Raw genomic sequence first — 22,986 nt, forward strand, 5'->3', positions numbered from 1 at the left:
AGACGGGGCAGGGCGGCGTGGCGTGACAACCGGTCGAGGCGCCACTTTGGCCTAAAATGGCGGCTTCCGCCCGCTACCCCACCGGCAGCCCCCGGCTTTACGTCCCATGACCTCGATCAAGCAAGAAGACCTCATCCAATCCATCGCCGACGGCCTGCAGTACATCAGCTATTACCACCCGGTCGACTACATCCAGAACCTCGCCGCCGCCTACGAGCGCGAAGAGTCCCCGGCGGCCAAGGACGCCATCGCCCAGATCCTGATCAACTCGCGCATGTGCGCCGAGGGTCATCGCCCGATCTGCCAGGACACCGGCATCGTCACCGTGTTCCTCGAGATCGGCATGGACGTGCGCTGGGACGACGCCACGATGGGCGTGGAGGACATGGTCCACGAGGGCGTGCGCCGCGCTTACAACCACCCCGACAACAAGCTGCGCGCCAGCGTGCTGGCCGATCCGGCCGGCAAGCGCACCAACACCAAGGACAACACGCCGGGCGTGGTCAACGTGAAGGTGGTGCCGGGCAACACCGTCGACGTGATCGTCGCCGCCAAGGGCGGCGGTTCGGAGGCGAAGTCGAAGTTCGCGATGCTCAACCCGTCCGACTCCATCGTCGACTGGGTGCTGAAGACCGTGCCGACGATGGGCGCCGGCTGGTGCCCGCCGGGCATGCTCGGCATCGGCATCGGCGGCACGGCCGAGAAGGCGATGCTGTTGGCGAAGGAATCGCTGATGGAGCCTATCGACATCACCGACCTGCAGGCGCGCGGTGCCAGCAATCGCGCCGAGGAACTGCGGCTGGAGCTGTACGAGAAGGTCAACGCGCTCGGCATCGGCGCGCAGGGCCTGGGCGGCCTGACCACGGTGCTCGACATCAAGGTCAAGGATTATCCGACCCACGCGGCCAACCTGCCGGTCGCGATGATCCCGAACTGCGCCGCCACCCGCCATGCGCACTTCACCCTCGACGGCAGCGGTCCGGTGATGCTGGATCCGCCGTCGCTGGAAGACTGGCCGGAACTGACCTACGACGCCTCGAAGGGCCGCCGTGTCGATCTCGATACGCTGACCCCGGCCGATGTCGCCAGCTGGAAGCCGGGCGAAGTGCTGCTGCTCAACGGCAAGCTGCTGACCGGCCGCGATGCCGCGCACAAGCGCATGGTCGACATGCTCAACAAGGGCGAGTCGCTACCGGTCGACCTGAAGGGTCGTTTCATCTACTACGTGGGCCCGGTCGATCCGGTCCGCGACGAGGTCGTCGGCCCCGCAGGCCCGACCACCGCGACGCGCATGGACAAGTTCACCGAGCAGGTGCTGGCGCAGACCGGCCTGCTGGGCATGGTCGGCAAGGCCGAACGCGGCCCGACGGCGATCGAGGCGATCAAGAAGCACCAGTCGGCCTATCTGATGGCGGTCGGCGGCGCGGCCTACCTGGTGTCGAAGGCGATCAAGGCGGCGAAGGTCGTCGGCTTCGCCGACCTGGGCATGGAGGCGATCTACGAGTTCACCGTGCAGGACATGCCGGTCACCGTCGCGGTCGATTCGCAGGGCACGTCGGTCCACCAGACGGGACCGAAGGAATGGCAGGCGCGGATCGGGAAGATTCCGGTGATGGTGGCCTGAGATGAAGTACGTCCCCTGGCTGATCTGCGTGGTGTCGCTGGGGGCCGCCGCCCTGATGGGCTTCGCGTTGCTGAACGGTGGTTCCGCGCTGACCGATGCACGGTCGCAGGTCGGCTATCTGGAGGAGCGGAGCGAGCTGGCGCTGTCTTTCGTGCGTGAGCAATGGGTGGGACGCACGCGTGCGGACTTGCTGCAAGCTGCCGAAGCCGCGCGGAAGCGCGGCGTCATCGTCAAGGATCATCCCGAGGTCGTGGAGGTCGGTGACATCTCCTTCCACGTCGCCAACGACCGGATCACCGGCGTCACCTACTTCTGAGCGCATATGACCACGAAGCTCTACTACTCCCGCAGCACCGCCAGCCTAGTCGTGCACTGGCTGCTGATCGAACTCGGCATCCCGCATGAGCTGCACGAGCTGGACTTCGACAAGCGCGACCAGAAGTCGGACGACTACCTGAAGCTCAATCCGGCCGGTGTGGTCCCCACGCTGGTGATGGACGGACAGGTGATCACCGAGACCGCGGCCATTCTGATGCACCTGGCCGACACGCATCCGCGCGCGGAGCTGGCACCGGCCGTGGCGAGCACGCAGCGCGCGCAGTACTACCGCTGGATGCTGTTCTGCGCCAACACCCTGATGCCGGCCTACCGCGCCTGGTTCTATTCGGACGAGATCGCCGGCGAAGCCAACGTGCAGGCCACGCAGGATCACGCACGGGCGAAGCTGGAGAAGGCGTGGGGGCAGGTCGCCGACCATCTGCATACGCACGGCCCGTACCTGCTGGGTGCCCAGCGCACGGCGGCCGACTTCCTGCTGACCATGCTGATGCGCTGGTCGCGCAACATGCCGACGCCGACCGACACCTGGCCGGCGCTGCAGGCCTACGCGCAGCGCATGAAGGCATTGCCGAGCTTCAAGGAAGTCTATGCCCGTGAGGGCCTGACCGACTGGACATGAGCCGGGCGCCCTGTCGAAGTGCTCCGGTCAGCCGATGCGGTTTCCGGCCGCATCGACGACGGGTTCGCCGTCCTCTTTGCTGAAGGCGCCGCGTTGCGGCTGCGGCAGGATGTCCAGCACGACTTCCGAAGGGCGGCACAGCTTCGTTCCCAGCGTCGTGACGACCATCGGACGGTTGATCAGCACCGGGTGCGCGAGCATCGCCTCGACCAGTGCGTGGTCGTCGGCCTCGGCCAGACCGAGGTCGGCGTACAGCGGTTCCTTCGTGCGCACTACATCGCGCACCGGCACCTGCATGGCAGTGATCAGCGACAGCAGCGTGGCGCGGTCCGGTGGTGTTTTCAGGTACTCGATGACGCGCGGTTCGATGCCGGCGTTGCGGATCAGTCCCAGCGTGTTGCGCGAGGTGCCACAGGCGGGGTTGTGGTAGATCGTCACGTCGTCCATCAGTACCAGTCCAGCAGCGAGATGCCCAGGCCGACGTAGGTGGCCTTGTGGTTGTAGTCGATCAGGCTTTCGCCGTAGCCGTGGAAGACCTGCACGTGGCCACGGAAGGCGCGGTTGATCGGGAAACCGTAGTCCACCTGCAGCGCACCGTGCGACTGGTCGCCGCCGCGCAGCGAGTGCCGGCCGAGCACGGTGAAGACATGGCCGCCGCGCGCGTAGGTCAGCATCGCATCGCCGCGGCCGATGTAATCCTCGATGTCGGGATTGTCGTCGTCGTTGCCGTCCGGCACGCGGTACCACGGGCGCACCACGAAGGCCCAGTTCTCGCGGTCCAGGCCGATGGTGGCGATGACGCGGTTCCAGCTGCGCGACAGCGGGTCGCTGCGGCCGTTGGACTGGTGGTTGATGCCGATGCCGGCCATGCGGCCCTTCCAGCCGGCGATGCTGTAGTTGTTGCGGAACACCAGCATCACTTCCGGTTCGTAGTTGGTCTCGCGGAACGGCCGCGATTCCTCGCCGTTGTAGACCTGCCAGCGCGAGCTCTGGGTGTAGGCACCCCAGATGTCGCCGTTGTCGCCGAACACGTTCTCCGCGAACTTGGTCTTGAAACTCAGCTGGAACTTGGCCTCGATGTCCTGCAGGTCCTGGGCTTCGGTGACGGTGTTGTCGGGGTTGGGCGACGAAGGCGTCTCGTTGACCTGGCTGGTCCAGAAGGCCGGCAGGAGATACATCGGCTTGTAGGCACGCAGTTGGAACACGCCGAGCTTGGAGTCCTTGGCCAGTTCCCAACGGCTGTCGAGCAGCGAACCGCGGCCCGCGTTGGCGATCAGGTCGGCCTCGGCGGCCTCGTCGACGCGGAACCAGGCGCCCATGCGGCGGCGGGTGCGTTCGCTCAGCGGCAGGTCCGCGGCCTTGGCGGCTTCGGCCTGCGCACGTGCCTGCTCGCGGGCCTGCGCCCGTGCTTCTGCCTCGGCCTGCTTGGCGGCCAATGCTTCTTCGTCGGCGCGGCGCGTGTCGGCCGCCGTGCGGCCGAGTGCCCCGTCGTAACAGGCGAGGCGGGCGGCGTCGTTCTCAAGCAGGAAGCAGGCTTCGGCCGCGCTCGTCACCGGGGGACTCTCCTGCGCCTGGCTTGCGAACGACAGGGAGATGCCGATGGCCAGTGGCAGCAGTCGGATGCGATGCGTCATGCGAAGGCTCGAGCAGGAGGAGGCCGACATTCTGCCAGTCGATGGGGGCGGCACGTGCCGGGGTCGCTCAGAAAATCCAGGCGAACACGAACAGGCCGAGCATCGCGAAGGTCAGGCCCAGCTTCAGCACCACGCCCAGTGCGATGCCCAGCCAGGTCCCGAGACCGACCTTGGCAGCCTGTCCCAGTTCGCGCCCGTGCCACAGCTCGCCTACCAGTGCACCGACGAAGGGGCCGGCGAACAGGCCGATGGGCATGAAGAACAGGCCGGCGAACGTGCCGATCACGGTGCCCCACAGTGCCTTCCTGCTGGCGCCGACGCGCTGCGCCCCGACGGCAGTGGAGAAGATGTCGGCCGCGAACGACAGCGCCGTCAGCAGGCCAAGCACCACCAGCGTCACCCAGCCGATCTGCTGGAAGTCGCCCGCCCAGGCCGCCAGCAGCATGCCGGCGAACACCAGCGGCAGGCCGGGCAGGGCCGGCAGGATCACCCCGGCGATGCCCACCAGGATCAGCAACACGGCCAAGGTGTAGTAGAGCATCTGGATGTCCAATCAAATCTCCTAGGGAATCAATGGGTTGCTGGGGGCTTGACTTTTCCGTTCAAGCGTTTGCATTTTGCCAAATGCCGGGTTACTGTGCGGCCGCTGCCGTTGCCAAGGTCACCGTGAATCGTGGCCTGATGGGGTAGATCCATGATCCGCTGCATCGTTGTACCTCGCTTCCTCCTTGCAACCAGCCGCCCAGCAGGCGTAACCACCACCCGTTTCAAGGAGCAAGTAGATGTCTGATCGTGAAACCGGAACCGTCAAATGGTTCAACGATGCCAAGGGCTTCGGCTTCATCAGCCGCGAGAATGGTGAAGACGTGTTCGTGCATTTCCGCGCCATCCAGACCCAGGGCTTCAAGAGCCTGAAGGAAGGCCAGAAGGTCAGCTTCACCGTCGTGCAGGGCCAGAAGGGCCTGCAGGCCGACGCCGTGCAGCCGGTCTGAACTGAAGGAATCGCCGAACCGCGCTACGGCGCGTGCTCCGCAAGAAAAAGCCCGGCTGACGCCGGGCTTTTTCTTTGTGCTCGTAGAGGAGCGGATGATCAGCGGATCACCACGCGTCCGTTCTGGATGCGGACGTAGGTGTTCTCGCGCACGCCGCCCAGGTCGCGCTGGCTGATCGTCACGCGGCGACCATCGTCCATGCGGACGGTGACATTGTAGGTATCGCCGGTGGTGCGGTTCTGGATCGCATTACCGGCAGCGGCGCCCGCGACGGCACCCGCGACGGTGGAGACATTCTTGTTGCCTTCGCTGCCGCCCGTACGGTCGGAGATCTGGCGACCGGCGACGGCGCCGACGATGCCACCCAGTACCGCACCGGTGGCCGAAGGTGCGCTACGTCCCGACGGCACCACGTCGATGCGTTCGACGATGCCGCAGTCGGCACAGTAGCGACTGGCTGGGGCGCTGTTGTAGCCACCACCGTTATAGCCACCGCTGCTGTAGCCGGGCGACGTGCTGGCGCAACCCGCGAGGGCGACGGTGGCGGTCAGGCCGATGGCGAGAAGACGCATGTTCATGGGTGCCTCCTGGGATGGTGGGCCCGTCAATGTGATGCGGTCCCTTCGAGGCGCATGCTCCACATCGCCGCGTGAACATCACGACAATCGGGCCGCTTGCGCGGCCCGGATGTCAGGAGCGATTCAGTCGCGCGACCGGCTCAGCCGCGGAAGTCCTGGTGACACGCCTTGCAGTCGCCACCGACTTTTTCGACCAGCGCGCCGGCAGCAGCGCAATCCGTCGGCGGGGCGCTCAGGGCAGCGTCGAGGTCGGCGCGGAACTGGCTGGTATGCGTCTTGAACCGCGGGTCATCGGCGATGCCGGGGAACGCCATGTCCAGATCGTTCGCCATCGCGCGCAGGGTGCGCACATGCGGAATGGTGTCCGTGGCGGCACAGCGGTTCTGCTTGACCTTGTCCGCCAGTTGCCCGGAGTGCTTGGCCATCACGTGCATCACGCTGTCCGGGAACGGATCCTGTCTTGCCTGGATGGCGCGCAGCGCCATGACCGTGCAGATGGCGCCCACAACGAGGCCGATCAGGAACAGGAACAGGTAGCGCGATGCGGCGGAGGGCTTCTTTGTCTCGGGTTGGCTGGCCATGTGGCGGGCTCCGGGTGGATGACGCCGCGATGGTACGACGCCCGTCATCGTGTGCGCCACGGCTTAAACTACTGGCATGAAGAAAGAACTCAGGGACCGGTTCGCCGGCATCGACCGCCTTTACGGCGTCGGCTCGGTCGAGCGCCATGCGGCGGCGCGCGTGGCGGTGGTCGGGATGGGCGGTGTCGGCTCGTGGGTGGTGGAGGCGCTGGCGCGCTCGGGCATCGGTCATCTCACATTGATCGATGCCGACGACATTTGCGTGTCCAACACCAACCGTCAGCTGCCCGCACTCGAGGGTCATTACGGTCGCAACAAGGCCGAGGCCATGGCCGATCGCTGCCGCGCGATCAATCCGCTGATCGAGGTCGATGTCGTGCCGCAGTTCCTCACGTCCACCAATATGAGTGAACTGCTAGACCGTGGTTTCGATCTGGTGCTCGACGCTTGCGACAGTTTTCGCGTCAAGGTCGAAATGATCGCCTGGTGCCGCCGACGCAAGTTGCCGATCGTGGTATCGGGTTCGGCCGGAGGGCGCACCGATCCCACCCAGATCCGGCTGCGCGACCTGTCGCGCACCGAGCACGACGCACTGCTCGCCTTGGTGCGGAAGAAGTTGCGGTCGGATTTCAACTTCCCGAAGAACAAGGATCGCTACTTCGGCGTCCAGGCGGTCTATTCGCTGGAGAACGTCAAGTACCCGCAAGCCAACGGCAGCGTCTGCGGTCTGCGTCCGCAGTTGGGCGCGGACGCCGCACTGAAACTGGATTGCGGTGTCGGCCTCGGGGCGGCCACGCATATCACCGGTGCGTTCGCGTTCGCGATGGTAGGCAAGGCGCTGGAACTGCTGGGCAAGCCGCGCAGCAATCAGCCGGAGAGCTTGTAGGCGGCCATTGACGCTGGGCGGCATCGGTTCGCCGCAGCCGCACGACAGTTCGTCTCAACGGTCTTTCTCCGGAGCGATGTGGGGCAGATAGTGCCGCCCCCATCCCAGGTCATATCTGTCCATGCGCGGTCGCTTTCTCCCGATCCTGCTCCTCCTGCTGCCCCTCACCGCGACCGCGCAGGTCTGTGCGACGCTCCCTGGCGACATGCGTGCCGCGCGCCTGCACGTGGTCGGTGGGCCTGACGCTCTTCGGGTGGAGCGTGTCCCCGTGCCCTCGTTGCGCCCGGGCGAGATACTGGTGAAGGTCCATTACGCCAGCATCAACCCGGTCGACTGGAAGCTGCAGGAGGCCGGACGCCTGCCGCTGCCGGCGACGCCGGGGGGCGACTTTTCCGGTGAGATCGTGGGGGTGGCGCCCGGCGTCACCACGTTCGCATGCGGCGACCGGGTCGCCGGCATCGTGGACCCACGGGAGCGATCGGGAAGCTACGCGGAGTACGTCGCAGCGCCCGTCGATGCGGTCGTGCGCGCACCATCGGCCTTCACCTTGCAGGAAGCGGCGGCCTATCCCACGGTCGCCGTTGCCGCCTGGCGCTATCTGGTCGCGGGTGCGGACGTGCAGGCCGGCGAGCGCGTGCTGGTGCATGGCGGAGCGGGCGGTGTCGGTTCAATCGTCGTGCAGCTGGCGAAAGCCCGCGGTGCGTACGTCATCGCCACGGCATCTGCACGGAATCACGCCTACCTGAGAGCGTTGGGTGCAGATGAGGTGATCGACTATCGCGCCGTACGATTCGAAGATGTCGTGCGCGATGTCGATATCGTGGTGGATGCGGTGGGCGGTGACACATTGACCCGCTCGCCGCAGGTTCTGCGCATGGGCGGACGGCTGGTTTCGTTGGCCGGGCGCATGTCGGATGAGGTCTGCAGATCGGGCCGCATTGTCTGCCCCGCGACGGCGCCGTGGGATGTCCAGGCGGGTTTGAATGGAGTCGCCGACCTGATTGCCACGGGCAAGTTGGGTGTTCATATCGATGGCATTTACCCGTTGCACCAGATCACCCAGGCGCAACAGCACAATCGCGCAGGCAGTACTCGGGGCAAGGTCGTGGTGGCGATTGCCGGAGACCCGGTGCAAAGCGCCAGCGGCGAAGACGTACCTGCCGTGCGGCTGCCGCTGCAGGCTTACCTGGATGGTCATGCGACCGGCGGTCGCCGCCACTTCGAGCGCGCCTTCGCCTCCGACGCGATTCTCGTGGGCTACAAGGACGGCCGGTACCGGCAATGGCCGGCCAGCGACTACATCGCCGCCTCCGCCAGCGAGCGTCGCCCGGCGGACGAGCACGCACGACGCCGCACGATCCGGCAGATCACCGTGACCGGTGATGTGGCCACGGCGGTGATCGAGCTGGATTACCCCGACATGAAAGCCTTGGACCACATGACGCTGCTGCGTCATGACGGCGAATGGAGGATCGCGGTCAAGGCCTACCATGCCTGGACGCCGCCGGCGGCGCAGGCCGCACCCTGATGTTGATCAGGCCGGGGAGGGCGTCAGCCTGAAAAGCCGCTCGGCGTTGCGTGTGGTCGCCGTCGCGATGTCCATCGCCGAAACCCCACGCAGTTCCGCGATCACATCGCGCACCGCGGGAAGTCGCGAGGGTTCGTTGCGTTGCCCGCGAATGCCGGCATCGGGCTGGTCGGGCGCGTCGGTCTCCAGCAGCAGGTAATCGAGCGGCATCGTGCGGGCGAGGGCGCGAAGGCGATTCGCCCGCTCATAGGTCACGGGGCCGCCAAGTCCTATCAGGAAGCCCAGTTGCCAAAGCTGGCGAGCCTGCTCGGGGCTGCCGGAAAAGCTGTGCACCACGCCGCGCAGTCCGCCGATGCGCCGGATCGACGCGATCACGGTGTCCACCGCGCGGCGCGCATGCACGATCAAAGGCAGGTCGAATTCGCGCGCCAGCCGCAACTGGCCATCGAAGTAGTGCTGCTGCGCCTGTGCATCCAGTCCTTCCACGAAGAAGTCGAGTCCGCATTCGCCGACGGCCACGGGTTGCTCGCGTTCGATCCACGTGCGCAGCTCACCCAGATGCGCGGGCTCGTGCTCTTCGAGATACATGGGGTGCAGGCCGTAGGCTGCGAATAGCCCTGCATCGCCTGCGCAGATGTCGCGCAGTTTCGGCCAGCCGGTCGCTGCCACCGCGGGCACGACCTGGCGCGTGACGCCGGCTGCGCGTGCGCGCGCCAGCGCGGCGCTGCGGTCGGCATCGAACTCCGGTGCGTCGAAATGACTGTGGCTGTCGACCAGCATGGTGTCAGCGGCGTGCGTCAGGCGCTTCGATCGAGGACGGCGGATCTTTCCTGCGCTTCCAGTTGGCAAGCAGTAACGTGCCGAGTCCGAACAGCACTTCGTCGAGGAGCGGGATCGGGTCGAGGCCCGGAGGCAGCAGCACGCTGATCACGAACAGCGCGGCGGTGATCTTGAACAGCGTGGGATAACGCAGCCTGCGCGCCCACTCGAGCACGGGGAGCAGCAAGGGACTAGGCATCGTGGCGGCACCTCGGCCGGTATGGGATGAGCATCACGCTAGCATGATCGGCACGCGACGGAACCGTTCATTTTTCGTTGTTTTTCGTGGGCGTCCGCGGGTACTTGGTTCAGGTTCGCAGTGGTGCAATGATGACCAATGTGAACCGGGCAAGGCCCGACTTGGAGGCAGCGATGAAGAGCAATACCACAACGATTCTTGTCGCCGTCGGCGCGCTGCTGGTGGGCGGCGTGGCCACCGCCGCATTCCTCAAGGGCGGGGACAAGAGCCCCGCAGATCAGGGCGGTCTGGTCACTGCCGCGGATGGCACGCTGATCGCGGATGACACGGCAGCCACCGACAACGAGATCCCCACGGGTACCCTTCAGTACGCCACCGTGGTGAAGGCCGATCCCGTCACCAGCTCCGAGAAGCTCTATGCCACGGTGATCGGCACCGAAGCAGTGCGCGAAACCACCACCACCAGCACCCCGCGCGAGGTCTGCGAAGACGTCGTGGTGCAGGAGCGACTGGCGGAGCGCGATGGCAACGTCGGCGGCACGGTGGCGGGCGCAGTGATCGGCGGCCTGCTGGGCAACCAGGTGGGCAGTGGCAGTGGCAAGAAGGCCGCGACGGTGGCCGGCGCGGTGGCCGGTGGCGCCATTGGCAACCAGGTGGACAAGCGCCACGTGGGCGGCAAGGTGGTCAATCGCACCGAGCGCCAGTGCCATACCGAGAACGCGACGTCCGAGTCTTCGCGTGTCACGGGCTATAACGTCACGTACCGCAACCCGGATGGCTCCACCGGCACGATGCGCATGGACAGCAAGCCGGGTAACCGCATCGCCCTGGGCACCACCGACAAGGTCATCGGTTACGACGTGACCTACCGCTTCGAAGGCCAGGACAAGACCATCCGTCTGGACCAGAAGCCGGGTGACCGCCTGCCGGTGATCGACGGCCAGGTGGTGACGCAGACCGCCAGCGTCGATACGCCCGACAAGGGCTGACGCGGCGGCCCCACGGGGCCTGCGTTTCAACGTGACACCCCGCAAAGGCCGGCGTTTCGCCGGCCTTTGCTTTGCGGACTGGCGCTTACCGGTGCCAAGGGGCACCGCATACAATGCGGTGAATACCCGACGCCGGTTGAAGCGCAATGGCCCTGAACCCGTACGACCTGTTCGATGTCCGTTCCCTGCTGAGCGAAGAGGAGCGCGCCGTGCAGGACGCGGTGGCCCGCTTCACGGACGAGCGGGTGCGCCCGATCATCGGCGATGCCTTCGACCAGGGCCGGTTCCCGAAGGAACTGGTGCCGGAAATCGCCGAACTGGGCCTGCTGGGCTCGTCGCTCCCCGAGAAGTACGGCTGTGCCGGCCTCAACGCGGTCAGTTACGGCCTGATCTGCCAGGAACTGGAACGTGGTGACAGCGGCATCCGCAGCTTCGTCAGTGTGCAGTCCTCGCTGTGCATGTATCCCATCTACGCGTACGGCAGCGAAGAGCAGCGCCAGCGCTGGTTGCCCGACATGGCGGCCGGCAAGGTCATCGGCTGCTTCGGCCTGACCGAGCCGCACGGCGGTTCCGATCCGGCCAACATGAAGACGCACGCACGTCGCGATGGCGACGACTGGGTCATCAACGGCTCGAAGATGTGGATCACCAACGGCAACCTGGCCGATATCGCCATCGTCTGGGCACAGACCGACGACGGCATCCAGGGTTTCCTGCTCGAGAAGGGCATGGCGGGTTTCACTGCCCAGGAAATCAAGCACAAGATGAGCCTGCGTGCTTCGGTGACCAGCGCGCTGTTCTTCGACAACGTGCGCGTGCCGGACAGCAGCCGCCTACCGAACGTCAAGGGCCTGAAGGGGCCGCTGGGCTGCCTGACCCAGGCCCGCTACGGCATCACCTGGGGGCCGATCGGCGCCGCCATCGCCTGCCTGGACGAGGTGCTGGCCTACACGAAGGAGCGCATCCTGTTCGACCGCCCCGTCGCGGCCACGCAGAGCGCGCAGATCAAGATGGCCGAGATGGCCCGCCGCATCACGCTGGCACAGCTGCTGTCGCTGCAGCTGGGTCGCCTGAAGGACGCCGGCACCATGGCGCCGTCGCAGGTGTCGCTGGCGAAGTGGAACAACTGCCGCATGGCCATCGACATCGCGCGCGAATGCCGCGACTTGCTCGGCGGCGCTGGCATCACCACCGAGCACGCGGCCATCCGCCACGCGCTGAACCTGGAATCGGTGATTACCTATGAAGGCACGGAAACCGTGCACCAGTTGGTGATCGGTCGCGAGTTGACGGGCATCAACGCGTTCTGAGGAACGACATGCCATTGCGGCTGATGATGTTGTGTCTAGCCCTCTTTTCCAGCGGCGCGTTCGCCAAGGACAAGACGGGTCCGGGCTTCCTTCGTGAGCGACATGCAGGAATCCAGGCGACGGTCTCTTCCAGGCCGGTCGCCGAACTGTTTCCCGAGCTTCTTTCCGCGATCGAAGCTTGTTATGTAGGCACTACCGACCCATCTAAGGTAGGAGTTTACGGCGTCGTAGGATCCATGACGGCGGCTAGTCGCACAGTTCATGGTGAGCGTTCCGAGGACGGACGTTCTGCTTACATCCAGGTGCGTGCAAGAAGCGCGTTCGGCTGGATTGAGTCCGCTTTCCTGCAGGTCGATCTTGACTCGATCGAGCTGGGAACCCGAGTGACTGCCTACCACGAGCGCAATGTGGAGTTGCAGCGATCTTTCTTAACCCATGTCAATGACTGGGTTGCGGGAAACTCCAAATCTTGTCCACCCGATCCTTTCATGCGTAAACCCGTAGTGGAGACACCATGAGTCTGGCGCTGGACGCACTGCAGCTCGAAACCCCGCGCCTACTGCTGCGCCTGCCGCGGCTGGGCGACTACGAGTCCTGGGCGGCCTTCGGTGCGGACGAAGAAGCCACGCGCTACATCGGCGGCGTGCTGGCGCGTTCGCCTGCATGGCGCAGCCTGGCGGCAACGCTGGGCAGTTGGCACCTGCAGGGCTTCGGCATGTTCTCGGTGATCGAGAAGGCCAGTGGTCGCTGGATCGGCCGGGTAGGACCCTGGCAGCCGGAAGGCTGGCCGGGCACCGAGGTGGGCTGGAGCATCGCCCGTGAGGCCTGGGGGCGCGGCTACGCGCCGGAAGCGGCGACGGCCAGCATCGACTGGGCGTTCGATCAGCTGGGCTGGGATGAAGTGATCCATACCATCGATCCGCAGAACACCAACTCCAAGGCGGTTGCGTCGAAACTCGGGTCGGCCTACCTGCGGATGGATCGCCTGCCCGAGCCGCACCACGAGAAACCAGTGGAAGTCTGGGGGCAGACGCGCGCGGCGTGGCAGGCACGCAGGGCCGCGCATCCGTGACCTCGACGTCCGCGCTACATGCAGGCCTGCAACACGCCTTGCCTGAGTTGGCGCGGACCTTCCGCGATCCGTGGTGGATCATCGGCAGCGCCGCCATGAAGCTCGCCGGCGTTCCGGGCATCGAGCCTCGAGACATCGATGTACTGTGCAGCCGGAGCGATGCGCTCAGGCTGCGCGAGGCGTGGTCCGACGAGGTCGATCGATTGTTCCTGCCAGCGGACGAAGCACGCTTCCGCTCCACCTTCGCGCGCTTCACGCATCTGCCGATGCCACTCGAAGTCATGGGTGCTCTGGAAGTGATGACGGCCGCCGGCTGGCAGCAACTTCGCGTGCACGACGACCTGCAGATCGATATCGCCGGCTATGCCGTGCGTATCCCGACGCTGGCGGACCAGCGCCGCATCCTGATGGCGTTCGGTCGCGACAAGGACCTTGCCAAAGCCGCCCGTATTTCGCTGTCGCCGGAGCATCCCCATGTCGCCTGAGTCCGTCACCGTCTACGGCATGTCCACGTCGGGCAACTGCCACAAAGTGCGCCTGTTGCTTGAGCAACTCGGACGTCGCTTCGACTGGGTTGAGGTGGACAGTGCGAACGGCGCCACGCGCACCGCGGAGTACCTCTCAAAGAATCCCAACGGAAAGGTGCCGATGCTGGCGCGCGCCGACGGCGGCATCCTCGTCGAGTCGAACGCGATTCTGTGCTGGCTGGCCGAGGGCACGTCCTTCCTGCCCTCAGACGCGTGGCAGCGGGCGCAGGCGCTGAGCTGGCTGTTCTTCGAGCAGTACAGCCACGAGCCCTATATCGCAGTTGCGCGCTTCATCCGTGGCTGGACGCCGCTCGACTCCCCGCGTCGCACCGATCTGCCCCGGTTGCTGGAGCGGGGCGGGCAGGCGCTGGTCGTCATGGAGAAGCATCTGCAGGACGCGGCCTGGTTCACCGGCCCCGACTACGGCGTCGCCGACATCGCCCTGTTCGCCTACACGCACTGTGCGGACGATGGCGGCTTCGATCTGTCCACGTACCCCCGCATCACCGACTGGCTGGCGCGCGTGCGCGCCACGCAGGCTTTCGTTCCCATGCCGGGCGTCAGCGACGATGTCGCCGCACGCCTGGCGTCTTCCTGATCCTGAGCGAGCACATGACTGCAAACCCGATTCCGGCCCGCATGAAGGGCCTCAACCGTGCCGAGATCTGCGACCAGAACTTCATCGAGTTCGTGAAGGACTGGAATGGCCACGTCGGTACAAAGCCGTCTTCGGCTGATGCCATCCTGCCGGGAAGCGCGCTGGACGCGAAGGGCTTCATCGAACTGCTGGAATCGCAACTGATCTCGCGCCACCTCGACCTGATGGCGCGCGTGCTGCGTGTGCAGAACAAGGTCTTCTACACCATCGGCAGTTCCGGCCACGAAGGCAATGCGATGGTCGCGCGCTTGACGCGGCATACCGATCCGGCCTTCCTGCATTACCGCAGCGGCGGGTTCATGGCCGAGCGCTTCCGCAAATTGCCCGGCATGGATCCGGTGATGGACTCGGCGCTGAGCTTTGCGGCGAGCGCGGAGGATCCCGCCTCGGGTGGCCGCCACAAGGTCTGGGGCAGCAGGCCGTTGTGGGTGTTGCCGCAGACGTCGACCATCGCGTCGCACCTGCCCAAGGCGCTGGGCACCGCTGTGGCGATCGAGCAGGCGCGTCGCATCGGTCACGCGCTGCCGATTCCGGACGACAGCATCGCGATCTGCTCGTTCGGCGATGCGTCGAGCAACCACGCCACCGCGCAGACCGCGTTCAACGCCGCAGCGTGGACGGCCTATCAAAAGCTTCCCGCACCCGTGCTGTTCGTCTGCGAGGACAACGGCATCGGCATCTCGGTGAAGACGCCTGATGGCTGGATTGGTCGCAACTTCCGGGATCGCAAGGACCTGGACTATTTCCACGCCGACGGTCTGGATCTGGCGACGGGCTACGGCCAGGTGCAGGCGGCGGTCGAGCATTGCCGGCGCACGCGTCGCCCGACGTTCCTGCATCTGCGCACCACGCGGATCATGGGCCACGCCGGCACCGACTTCGAGATCGAATGGCGTCCGCTGGAGGAACTGTGCGCGGTCGAAGCCACCGATCCGCTGCTGCGCTCGGCGGCGATCGCGCTGGCGTCCGGACTGCTGTCGAAGGATGCCTTGCTCGCGCTGTACGAAGCCACGCGCAAGCGCTGCTTCGCGGCGGCGGAGGATGCCGATGGCCGTCCGCGCATCACCACGCTGGACCACGTAATGGCGCCGCTGGCCCCGTACACGCCTGAGGCCGTCGCCAAGGAAGCGGCGCGCACCGCGCCCCACGACACGCGCGTCGCGGCGTTCGGCAGCGAGGACAAGCTGCCGGAGAAACTGCCGCCGCGTCACCTGGCCATCCAGATCAACAACGCGCTGCACGACCTGTTCTGCAAATATCCGGAAACGCTGCTGTTCGGCGAGGACGTGGCGCAGAAGGGTGGTGTCTACACGGTGACCAAGGGCCTGCAGAAGGCGTTCAAGGGCACCCGCGTGTTCAACACGTTGCTGGACGAGACGATGATCCTCGGCCTGGCGCAGGGCTACGCCAATCTCGGCATGCTGCCGATCCCGGAGATCCAGTACCTGGCGTACTTCCACAACGCCTGTGACCAGATCCGCGGCGAGGCGGCCAGCCTGCAGTTCTTCAGCAATAACCAGTACCGCAACCCGATGGTGGTGCGCATCGCCGGTCTGGGCTATCAGCGTGGATTCGGCGGGCATTTCCACAACGACAACTCGATCACCGCGCTACGCGACATTCCGGGGCTCGTTGTCGGCTGCCCCTCTCGCGGTGACGACGCCGCCATGATGCTGCGCACGCTGGCGGCGTTGGCGAAGGTCGATGGCCGCGTGACCGTATTCCTGGAGCCGATCGCGCTGTACATGACCAAGGACCTGCACGAAGCCGGCGATGGCCAGTGGCTGTTCCCTTATCCGGCGCAGGAAGAGGCTATGTTGCTGGGCGAGGGGCGCGTGTATGGCGAGGATGCGGGTGATCTGGTCATCTTCACCTACGGCAATGGCGTGCCGATGAGCCTCCGTGCCGCGCGCAGCATCGAGAAGAAGCACGGCTGGAAGGTGCGCGTGGTGGATCTTCGCTGGCTGGTGCCCCTCAACGAGACCTTCATCGCAGAGCAGGCGAAGACGGCCAAGCGCATCCTGATCGTTGACGAAGGTCGCCATGCGGCCGGCGTGGGCGAGGGCGTCATTACGGCCATCGCCGAGGCGGGCTATCGTGCGCGGCCATTCCAGCGCGTGGTGGGCGCGGACACGTATACGCCGCTGGCCGGCGCGGCCTTCCTGGTGCTGCCAGGTGATGACGATATCGTCGCAGCGGCTGACCGGCTGGCATGATGGCGTCCATCATTCCCTGAGGAACGCACATGTCCACGCGCCGCATCGGCCTCATCATCGGCAGCCTTCGCGCTGGTTCGTTCAATCGGCAACTGGCGCGCGCCGTGCAAGCGTTGGCGGGTGACCGTTTCGCCTTCGAGGAGATCGGCATCGCCGAGCTGCCGCTGTACGATCAGGACGATGACGCCGACTTCCCCGCGGCGGGCGTCCGCTTCAAGCAGCAGGTGGAAGCCTGCGATGCGTTGCTGTTTATCACACCGGAGTACAACCGCTCGATCCCGGGCGTGCTGAAGAACGCCATCGACGTCGGCTCGCGGCCGGGCGGCAGCAATTCGTTCGGTGGCAAGCGGGCCGCGATCATCGGCACGTCGCCGGGCGCGCACGGCACGGTGTCGGCGCAACAGCACCTGCGCAATGTACTGGCGGCGGTCGATGTCGCGGTGCTGCCGCAACCCGAGATCGCCATCCAGTACCGCGAAGGTCAGATCGACGCGGAGGGCGCCATCACCGACGAGCGCCTGCGCAAACGACTGCAGTTGTTCCTCGATCGCTTCGAGGCCTGGCTGGTCTGATCCTCAGCCCGGGCGGAGCAACGCCAGGCCATCGCGCAGGCGTTGCAGCGGGTGCCGGTCCAGCGGTCGTTCGTCTGCCAGCGTGCGGGCGAGCACGCGCCGGAACGGCGTGAGCCGTCGTCCGGCACGCAGGACGGTTTCGCGTACCAAGCGGGCGGGTGCGGCGTCGTTGGTGTAGAGCTCCACGATGGCGCGGGTGGCGAGATACAGCGGTCGCGAGCCGTGGCGATGCCGGCGTTCGTAGCGATCCAATCCTTCGGCACACCCGATGTCGCTGCCACAACGAAGCGCTTCACGCGCGAGGTCGGCCAGCCTTTCCACGCTGCCGAGTCCCAGATTGAAACCATGCGCCGTGACCGGGTGCATGCCAACAGCCGCATCGCCCACCAGCGCGAAGCGGCGGCCGACGAAACGGCGCGCGTAGACGCCAACCAATGGATACACGTGGCGACTGCTCTCCAGTCGCATATGACCCAGGCGATGCCCGTAACGCTGCTCCATCTCGCGCGCGAAGCCGTCGACGTCCAGCGCCGCCAACCGCTTCGCCGCACTGTCGGGCAGGGTGACGACGACCGAGGCCAGGTGTTCCTGCAACGGCAGCAGCGCAAGCGTCTGGCCGTGGCCGAACCACTCCCACGCCACGCCGTGGTGCGGCTGTTCGTGATGCATGCGGCAGACGAGCATGCTCTTGCCGAAATCGTACTGGTCCGCGCCGATGCCCATCGCACGACGTGTCTCGGAGAAGCGGCTGTCGGCGGCGACCAGCAACGGTGCTTCCAGTCGCAGACCGTCGCCCAGGGTGACGCAGGCGTGGTCGTCGGTCGTGCGGACGGTCTGGATCCGTGCGCCGTCAAACAGGTCCAGCCCGGGAAGGTCGCAGACGGCTTTCCACGCCGCCTCGCGGATGCGGTGATTCGGCACCAGCATGCCCAGTTCCGCCTTGCCGGCCAGATCGGCATCGATGCGCATGTCGTGCAGGCATTCGCCTTCCATCACGCGAGCCGCGCGCAGCGGCGAACAGGCGTCTTCAGGCAGGTGCTGCCAGATACCAAGCTCGCGCAACAGCCGCATCGAGGCATGCGTCAGCGCGATCTCGCGGCCATCGAAGGCGGGTTCGGCGATCGCGGCACGCGGCTGTCGCTCGACCAGCGCAACCTTCAGTTCGAGATCACACAGTGCCTTGGCGAGGCACAGGCCAACCGGTCCAGCGCCGATGATGATGACGTCATGATGCATGCGCGTGCCTCCTGCGGGGTCACAGATCAGTCTAGGGTGGCGTTTGCGGGCGTCATTGACGTGGATCAATCGCCCACGGAAAGCGCTCAGCGGCGCAATCCGTCCAACAGAGGCTGCCGTGTCAGCAGGTGGCCATCAGCAACAAGATCGGTGCCCGCATGCTCCAGCGGCATCACGGCCAGCAGCACGCTGCCTCCGTGGTCCGGTGTGGTGCAGACGACTTCGCCGACCTCGCGGTCGTTCTCGCGCACGGGGGCACCGTCAGCAACCGGGTTATCAGAGGCGAAACACTGCAGCGACCGCTTCGCCTTGCCGAGGAAGTGCGTGCGCGCCACGATTTCCTGGCCGGGATAGCAGCCCTTCTTGACGCTGTAGGCGGCCAAGCGATCCAGTGCGAGCTGCTGCGGCGTCCATTGTTCGCGCTGCGAAGCAGGTAGACGGGGCAGGCCGTGGCGCAGGTCGGCGACCTGCCAGGCGGCCTGCGATGCCGGGTCCTCGGCGACGGCATTACCGATGCGCCAGGTACGCGGGCCGCCGTCGCCACCCAGATCGAGTTCGAGCGCGCCACCCGTCTCGTCCAGCACGGTGCCCGTTGCACGCGCAGGTGCGGAGAAAGTGGCGCTGACAGCGAGGTCCGTTGGGACTTCGATCTTCAACTTTCGTCTAAACACGAACCGGCGCAGCGTCTCCGCGAACAGACCGGCGGGATGATCAGGCAACACCAACCACAGGCTTCCGTCCGTGCGCTTGGCGAGCGCGAACACCGCGATCACCCGTCCCTTGGGCGTCAGCCACGCATTCCACTGCCAGTTTCCCGGCGCGAGCGAAACGACATCGTTGGCAAACTGGGCGTGGGCGAACGCCACGGCATCCGGGCCTTCCAGCACCACCAGTGCGTGGTCGGGCAGGGCGAAAACCGGCGTACTGGTACGGGAAAGGTTGTCAGCCAAGGGGGCGGGGATTAAAATTTTGTGCGTTGCGAGACCGCCATGATAGGTCAAACTCCCCCGATTCCCGACCCCGATCCCGGAACACAGCCGCCCGAAACCTCACCGCCCACAGTCGGCGAAGAGGCAGCAGGAACGGCCGTGCAGAAGGAGATCGGCGGCCGCGACGGGCCTGAGCCCACGCGTTACGGGGATTGGGAAAAGAACGGGCGCTGCATCGATTTCTGAGCAGTACACCCAAAAGCCAACGCGGTCTGACCGCCCAGCCGAGACAACGAGCGCAACGAATGGCGACTCCACAACGTCCGCTTTCACCCCATCTCCAGGTCTACCGGTGGCAGATCCAGATGGCGACGTCCATCCTGCACCGTGCCACGGGCATCATCCTCGCCGGCGGCGCCCTGCTGATCACGGCGGGCCTGGTGGCCCTGATGATCGGCCCGGATGCCTGGAACTGCGTCACCGACCTTGCGGGCGCCTGGTATGGCCAGCTGTTCCTGTTCGGCTGGACATGGGCCTTCGCCTACCACCTGTGCAACGGCCTCCGCCACATCGTGCAGGACTTCGCCATCGGCTACCGCATCGCCACGTTCGTGCGCACCAGTTGGATGTCGGTGATCGGCAGCCTGGTCATCACTGCGCTGGTGTGGGCCTATGTGCTGCTGGGAGGTGGCGCGTGAGCAAGTTCCGTACCCCCATCAAGAATGCGCGCGGCCTGGGTTCGGCCAAGACCGGCACCGAGCATTTCGTCCACCAGCGCCTGACCGCCACCGCGCTGGTGGCGCTGACGATCTGGTTCCTGGTATTCGTGCTGAGCCTGGCCGGTGCCGATTACGTCACCGCCACCGCCGCCATCGCCAAGCCGTGGAACGCCATGCTGCTGGTCGGCTTCCTGGTAGCCATGTTCTGGCACGCCCAGCTCGGCCTGCAGGTCGTGCTGGAAGACTACGTACACAACTCGCTGCTCGCCCTTGCGGTGCAGACCACCGTCAAGTTCATTGCCGTGCTGGGCGCCATCGTGAGCGTCTTCGCCGTGGCCCGCATCGCGTTGGGGAATTGAGCAACATGTCCGCTTACAAGATCACCGAACACAAGTACGACATGGTCGTGGTGGGCGCCGGCGGTGCCGGCCTGCGCGCGACCTTCGGCCTGGCCGCCAAGGGCCTGCAGACCGTCTGCCTGACCAAGGTCTTTCCGACCCGCTCGCACACCGTGGCGGCGCAGGGCGGCATCTCCGCCGCGCTGGGCAACATGGGCGAAGACGACTGGCGCTACCACTTCTACGACACCATCAAGGGTTCGGACTGGCTGGGCGACCAGGACGCCATCGAGTACATGTGCCGCGAGGCCATCCCGGCCATCATCGAGCTGGAGCACTACGGTGTGCCGTTTTCGCGCACCGAAGAAGGCAAGATCTACCAGCGCCCGTTCGGTGGCATGACCACCAAGTACGGCGAAGGCCCGCCGGCGCAGCGTACCTGCGCGGCCGCCGACCGTACCGGCCACGCCATGCTGCACACGCTGTACCAGCAGTCGCTGGCGCATGACGCGCGCTTCATGGTCGAGTACTTCGCGCTGGACCTGATCTTCGACGAAGAGGGTGCCTGCCGCGGCGTGCTCGCCCTGGACATGGCCACCGGCACGCTGCACCTGTTCCGCGCCCATGGCGTGGTGCTGGCGACGGGTGGCTACGGCCGCGCGTACTTCTCGGCGACGTCCGCCCATACCTGCACCGGCGACGGTGGCGGCATGGTGATGCGCGCCGGCCTGCCGATGCAGGACATGGAATTCGTGCAGTTCCACCCGACCGGTATTTACGGTGCGGGCTGCCTGATCACCGAGGGCGTCCGCGGTGAAGGCGGCATCCTGCGCAACAGCAATGGCGAGCGCTTCATGGAGCGCTACGCACCGCACTACAAGGATCTGGCCTCGCGCGACGTGGTCAGCCGCTCGATGACCATCGAGATCCGTGAAGGCCGCGGCGTCGGCGAGCACAAGGACCACATCCTGCTCGACCTGACCCACCTGGGCCCGGAAGTCATCAACGAGAAGCTGCCCGGCATCGCCGAGAGCGCCCACATCTTCGCAGGCGTGGACGTGACCAAGCAGCCGATACCGGTCATCCCGACCGTGCACTACAACATGGGCGGCATCCCGACCAACTACCACGGTGAAGTCGTGCGCAAGGTCGGCGACAACCCGGATGCCGTGGTGCCCGGCCTGTATGCGATCGGCGAAGCGGCCTGCGTGTCGGTGCATGGCGCCAACCGTCTGGGCTCCAACTCGCTGCTCGACCTGGTGGTGTTCGGCCGCGCGGTGGCCAACCGCTGCGCCGAAACCATCAAGAGCGGCGCGTCGCACAAGCCGCTGGCCGGCGACGCCTGCGACAAGGCGCTGTCGCATCTGGACAAGCTGCGCAACGCGAATGGCGACACGCCGACCTCGGTGATCCGCGACAACATGCAGCGCACGATGCAGGCCGACGCCGCCGTCTTCCGTACCAGCAAGACGCTGAAGGAAGGCTGCGACAAGATGGCCGACATCTTCTCCAGCTTCCAGGACGTCAAGGTCAGCGATCGTTCGCTGATCTGGAACTCGGACCTGATCGAGACCTACGAGCTGCACAACCTGCTGCTCAGCGCCGTCGCCACGATCAACTCGGCCGAACAGCGCCACGAGAGCCGCGGCGCGCACGCGCACGAGGACTTCCCGGAGCGCGACGACGTCAACTGGCAGAAGCACACGCTGGTCAATGTCGCCGACGACGGCAAGTGCAGCTTCGATTTCCGCCCTGTGCACATGTACACGCTCAGCAAGGACGTGGATGTGGTGCCGCCCAAGCCACGCGTTTACTGAGCCGGGAGACCTGACACATGGCCGAATTTTCACTCCCGAAGAACTCGCGCGTCACCAAGGGCAAGCACTTCCCCGCGAAGGGCGCCAAGAGCGTGCGCACCTTCAAGGTGTACCGCTGGAACCCGGACGACGGCGCCAATCCGCGCACCGACACTTACGAGATCGATCTTGAGAAGTGCGGTCCGATGGTCCTGGACGCGCTGATCAAGATCAAGAACGAGATCGATCCCACGCTGACGTTCCGTCGCTCGTGCCGCGAGGGCATCTGCGGTTCGTGCGCGATGAACATCGACGGCACCAACACGCTGGCCTGCACCAAGGCCATCGGCGACTGCACCAAGGCGGAAGTGCCGATCTATCCGCTGCCGCACATGGACGTGGTGAAGGACCTGGTACCGGACCTTACCCACTTCTACGCGCAGTACGCGTCGATCAAGCCGTGGATCCGCACGCAGACCCCGGCACCGCCGGACCGCGAGCGCCTGCAGTCGCCGGAAGACCGCAAGAAGCTGGACGGCCTGTACGAGTGCATCCTGTGCGCCTGCTGCTCGACCAGCTGCCCCAGCTACTGGTGGAACGGCGAGCGTTACCTGGGCCCGGCGATCCTGCTGCAGGCCTACCGCTGGATCATCGACTCGCGCGACGAGGACACCGGTGCCCGGCTGGACGATCTGGAAGATCCGTTCAAGCTGTACCGCTGCCACACCATCATGAACTGCGCGCGCACCTGCCCGAAGGGCCTGAACCCGGCGCTGGCGATCGCCGAGATCAAGAAGCTCATGATGGCGCGACGCGCCTGACGGC

Annotated in this window: 28 protein-coding genes; 19 read left to right on the top strand and 9 right to left on the bottom strand. The window is 65.9% G+C overall.

All coding sequences use genetic code 11. From position 1 onward, the window contains the following. The first annotated feature begins 106 nt into the window (after positions 1 to 106). Genes IB225_RS13925 through IB225_RS13935 form a run of 3 tightly spaced genes read left to right on the top strand, consistent with a single transcriptional unit; the run spans position 107 to position 2,582 of the window. Positions 107 to 1,624, top strand: coding sequence for a fumarate hydratase (locus IB225_RS13925; RefSeq protein ID WP_192311794.1), 1,518 nt, complete (start codon positions 107 to 109; stop codon positions 1,622 to 1,624). A 1-nt stretch (position 1,625) separates the two neighbouring features. Beyond that, the gene (locus tag IB225_RS13930) at positions 1,626 to 1,940 is read left to right on the top strand and encodes a hypothetical protein (protein ID WP_192311795.1); all 315 of its coding nucleotides are present in this window, start codon (positions 1,626 to 1,628) and stop codon (positions 1,938 to 1,940) included. A 6-nt stretch (positions 1,941 to 1,946) separates the two neighbouring features. Further along, complete coding sequence (locus IB225_RS13935; RefSeq protein ID WP_192311796.1) at positions 1,947 to 2,582, top strand: glutathione S-transferase family protein; 636 nt, start codon at positions 1,947 to 1,949, stop codon at positions 2,580 to 2,582. A 27-nt stretch (positions 2,583 to 2,609) separates the two neighbouring features. Here the strand turns inward: IB225_RS13935 and arsC are convergent, their stop codons facing one another. The 3 genes from arsC to IB225_RS13950 all read right to left on the bottom strand — a co-directional run bounded on the left by arsC (position 2,610) and on the right by IB225_RS13950 (position 4,769). Next, positions 2,610 to 3,029, bottom strand: coding sequence for an arsenate reductase (glutaredoxin) (gene arsC / locus IB225_RS13940; protein ID WP_192311797.1), 420 nt, complete (start codon positions 3,027 to 3,029; stop codon positions 2,610 to 2,612). After that, positions 3,029 to 4,216 (bottom strand): phospholipase A, encoded by a 1,188-nt coding sequence (locus tag IB225_RS13945; RefSeq protein WP_192311798.1) that lies wholly within the window; start codon positions 4,214 to 4,216, stop codon positions 3,029 to 3,031. The genes arsC and IB225_RS13945 overlap by 1 nt, the downstream gene beginning before the upstream one ends. A gap of 67 nt (positions 4,217 to 4,283) precedes the next feature. After that, positions 4,284 to 4,769 carry a DUF456 domain-containing protein gene (locus IB225_RS13950; RefSeq protein WP_192311799.1) on the bottom strand — a complete coding sequence of 162 codons (486 nt, stop codon included), beginning with the start codon at positions 4,767 to 4,769 and terminating at the stop codon, positions 4,284 to 4,286. 229 nt (positions 4,770 to 4,998) lie between these two features. On the opposite strand from IB225_RS13950, the gene IB225_RS13955 reads away from it, so the two are divergent. After that, on the top strand, positions 4,999 to 5,208 hold the full coding sequence (locus IB225_RS13955) for a cold-shock protein (RefSeq protein WP_055944114.1): 210 nt from the start codon (positions 4,999 to 5,001) through the stop codon (positions 5,206 to 5,208). Between the two features lie 98 nt (positions 5,209 to 5,306). On the opposite strand, the gene IB225_RS13960 is transcribed toward IB225_RS13955, so the two are convergent. Beyond that, positions 5,307 to 5,786, bottom strand: coding sequence for a glycine zipper 2TM domain-containing protein (locus tag IB225_RS13960; RefSeq protein WP_192311800.1), 480 nt, complete (start codon positions 5,784 to 5,786; stop codon positions 5,307 to 5,309). A gap of 140 nt (positions 5,787 to 5,926) precedes the next feature. Continuing rightward, a complete protein-coding gene (locus IB225_RS13965; protein WP_192311801.1) occupies positions 5,927 to 6,367 on the bottom strand; it encodes a cytochrome c in 441 nt (146 codons plus the stop codon). A 76-nt stretch (positions 6,368 to 6,443) separates the two neighbouring features. On the opposite strand from IB225_RS13965, the gene IB225_RS13970 reads away from it, so the two are divergent. Both IB225_RS13970 and IB225_RS13975 read left to right on the top strand, forming a co-directional pair. Next, a complete protein-coding gene (locus IB225_RS13970) occupies positions 6,444 to 7,253 on the top strand; it encodes a tRNA threonylcarbamoyladenosine dehydratase (RefSeq protein ID WP_192311802.1) in 810 nt (269 codons plus the stop codon). A gap of 205 nt (positions 7,254 to 7,458) precedes the next feature. Beyond that, positions 7,459 to 8,781 (top strand): nuclear transport factor 2 family protein, encoded by a 1,323-nt coding sequence (locus tag IB225_RS13975; protein ID WP_192311803.1) that lies wholly within the window; start codon positions 7,459 to 7,461, stop codon positions 8,779 to 8,781. A 6-nt stretch (positions 8,782 to 8,787) separates the two neighbouring features. Here IB225_RS13975 and IB225_RS13980 read toward each other — a convergent pair whose 3' ends face one another. Together IB225_RS13980 and IB225_RS13985 are read right to left on the bottom strand one after the other, a co-directional pair. Then, positions 8,788 to 9,561: a TatD family hydrolase gene (locus tag IB225_RS13980; RefSeq protein ID WP_192311804.1), complete on the bottom strand. Its 774-nt coding sequence runs from the start codon at positions 9,559 to 9,561 to the stop codon at positions 8,788 to 8,790. 4 nt (positions 9,562 to 9,565) lie between these two features. Then, positions 9,566 to 9,799 carry a DUF6116 family protein gene (locus IB225_RS13985; protein ID WP_192311805.1) on the bottom strand — a complete coding sequence of 78 codons (234 nt, stop codon included), beginning with the start codon at positions 9,797 to 9,799 and terminating at the stop codon, positions 9,566 to 9,568. Between the two features lie 173 nt (positions 9,800 to 9,972). Between IB225_RS13985 and IB225_RS13990 the strand changes: the two genes are divergently transcribed. The 8 genes from IB225_RS13990 to IB225_RS14025 all read left to right on the top strand — a co-directional run bounded on the left by IB225_RS13990 (position 9,973) and on the right by IB225_RS14025 (position 17,143). Beyond that, entirely contained in the window at positions 9,973 to 10,788 is an 816-nt protein-coding gene (locus tag IB225_RS13990; RefSeq protein ID WP_192311806.1) for a glycine zipper 2TM domain-containing protein, read from the top strand. Positions 10,789 to 10,934: 146 nt separating this feature from the next. Further along, positions 10,935 to 12,098: an acyl-CoA dehydrogenase family protein gene (locus tag IB225_RS13995; RefSeq protein WP_192311807.1), complete on the top strand. Its 1,164-nt coding sequence runs from the start codon at positions 10,935 to 10,937 to the stop codon at positions 12,096 to 12,098. A gap of 8 nt (positions 12,099 to 12,106) precedes the next feature. After that, entirely contained in the window at positions 12,107 to 12,616 is a 510-nt protein-coding gene (locus IB225_RS14000; RefSeq protein ID WP_192311808.1) for a hypothetical protein, read from the top strand. 2 nt (positions 12,617 to 12,618) lie between these two features. Continuing rightward, a complete protein-coding gene (locus IB225_RS14005; RefSeq protein WP_192311913.1) occupies positions 12,619 to 13,170 on the top strand; it encodes a GNAT family N-acetyltransferase in 552 nt (183 codons plus the stop codon). Next, positions 13,167 to 13,655 carry a hypothetical protein gene (locus IB225_RS14010; protein WP_192311809.1) on the top strand — a complete coding sequence of 163 codons (489 nt, stop codon included), beginning with the start codon at positions 13,167 to 13,169 and terminating at the stop codon, positions 13,653 to 13,655. The genes IB225_RS14005 and IB225_RS14010 overlap by 4 nt, the downstream gene beginning before the upstream one ends. Continuing rightward, positions 13,645 to 14,295, top strand: a complete 651-nt coding sequence (locus IB225_RS14015) for a glutathione S-transferase family protein (RefSeq protein WP_192311810.1) — start codon at positions 13,645 to 13,647, stop codon at positions 14,293 to 14,295. The genes IB225_RS14010 and IB225_RS14015 overlap by 11 nt, the downstream gene beginning before the upstream one ends. A 14-nt stretch (positions 14,296 to 14,309) precedes the next feature. Next, a complete protein-coding gene (locus tag IB225_RS14020) occupies positions 14,310 to 16,571 on the top strand; it encodes a thiamine pyrophosphate-dependent enzyme (RefSeq protein WP_192311811.1) in 2,262 nt (753 codons plus the stop codon). A gap of 29 nt (positions 16,572 to 16,600) precedes the next feature. Next, positions 16,601 to 17,143: an NADPH-dependent FMN reductase gene (locus tag IB225_RS14025; RefSeq protein WP_192311812.1), complete on the top strand. Its 543-nt coding sequence runs from the start codon at positions 16,601 to 16,603 to the stop codon at positions 17,141 to 17,143. A gap of 3 nt (positions 17,144 to 17,146) precedes the next feature. Here IB225_RS14025 and ubiM read toward each other — a convergent pair whose 3' ends face one another. After that, on the bottom strand, positions 17,147 to 18,379 hold the full coding sequence (gene ubiM, locus IB225_RS14030; protein ID WP_192311813.1) for a 5-demethoxyubiquinol-8 5-hydroxylase UbiM: 1,233 nt from the start codon (positions 18,377 to 18,379) through the stop codon (positions 17,147 to 17,149). Positions 18,380 to 18,465: 86 nt separating this feature from the next. Continuing rightward, positions 18,466 to 19,329: a folate-binding protein YgfZ gene (locus IB225_RS14035; protein WP_192311814.1), complete on the bottom strand. Its 864-nt coding sequence runs from the start codon at positions 19,327 to 19,329 to the stop codon at positions 18,466 to 18,468. Between the two features lie 39 nt (positions 19,330 to 19,368). On the opposite strand from IB225_RS14035, the gene IB225_RS14040 reads away from it, so the two are divergent. Genes IB225_RS14040 through IB225_RS14060 form a run of 5 tightly spaced genes read left to right on the top strand, consistent with a single transcriptional unit; the run spans position 19,369 to position 22,982 of the window. Continuing rightward, on the top strand, positions 19,369 to 19,554 hold the full coding sequence (locus IB225_RS14040; RefSeq protein ID WP_192311815.1) for a DUF1674 domain-containing protein: 186 nt from the start codon (positions 19,369 to 19,371) through the stop codon (positions 19,552 to 19,554). Between the two features lie 59 nt (positions 19,555 to 19,613). Next, positions 19,614 to 20,006, top strand: a complete 393-nt coding sequence (sdhC, locus tag IB225_RS14045; RefSeq protein WP_192311816.1) for a succinate dehydrogenase, cytochrome b556 subunit — start codon at positions 19,614 to 19,616, stop codon at positions 20,004 to 20,006. Next, positions 20,003 to 20,386 carry a succinate dehydrogenase, hydrophobic membrane anchor protein gene (gene sdhD / locus IB225_RS14050; RefSeq protein WP_192311817.1) on the top strand — a complete coding sequence of 128 codons (384 nt, stop codon included), beginning with the start codon at positions 20,003 to 20,005 and terminating at the stop codon, positions 20,384 to 20,386. Before sdhC ends, sdhD begins: the two co-directional genes overlap by 4 nt. 5 nt (positions 20,387 to 20,391) lie before the next feature. Further along, positions 20,392 to 22,182 carry a succinate dehydrogenase flavoprotein subunit gene (gene sdhA, locus IB225_RS14055; protein ID WP_192311818.1) on the top strand — a complete coding sequence of 597 codons (1,791 nt, stop codon included), beginning with the start codon at positions 20,392 to 20,394 and terminating at the stop codon, positions 22,180 to 22,182. A gap of 17 nt (positions 22,183 to 22,199) precedes the next feature. Continuing rightward, on the top strand, positions 22,200 to 22,982 hold the full coding sequence (locus IB225_RS14060; RefSeq protein WP_192311819.1) for a succinate dehydrogenase iron-sulfur subunit: 783 nt from the start codon (positions 22,200 to 22,202) through the stop codon (positions 22,980 to 22,982). The last annotated feature ends 4 nt before the right edge of the window (positions 22,983 to 22,986 follow it).

It is taken from the genome of Pseudoxanthomonas sp. PXM02 (assembly GCF_014851805.1).
Classification (GTDB): domain Bacteria; phylum Pseudomonadota; class Gammaproteobacteria; order Xanthomonadales; family Xanthomonadaceae; genus Pseudoxanthomonas_A.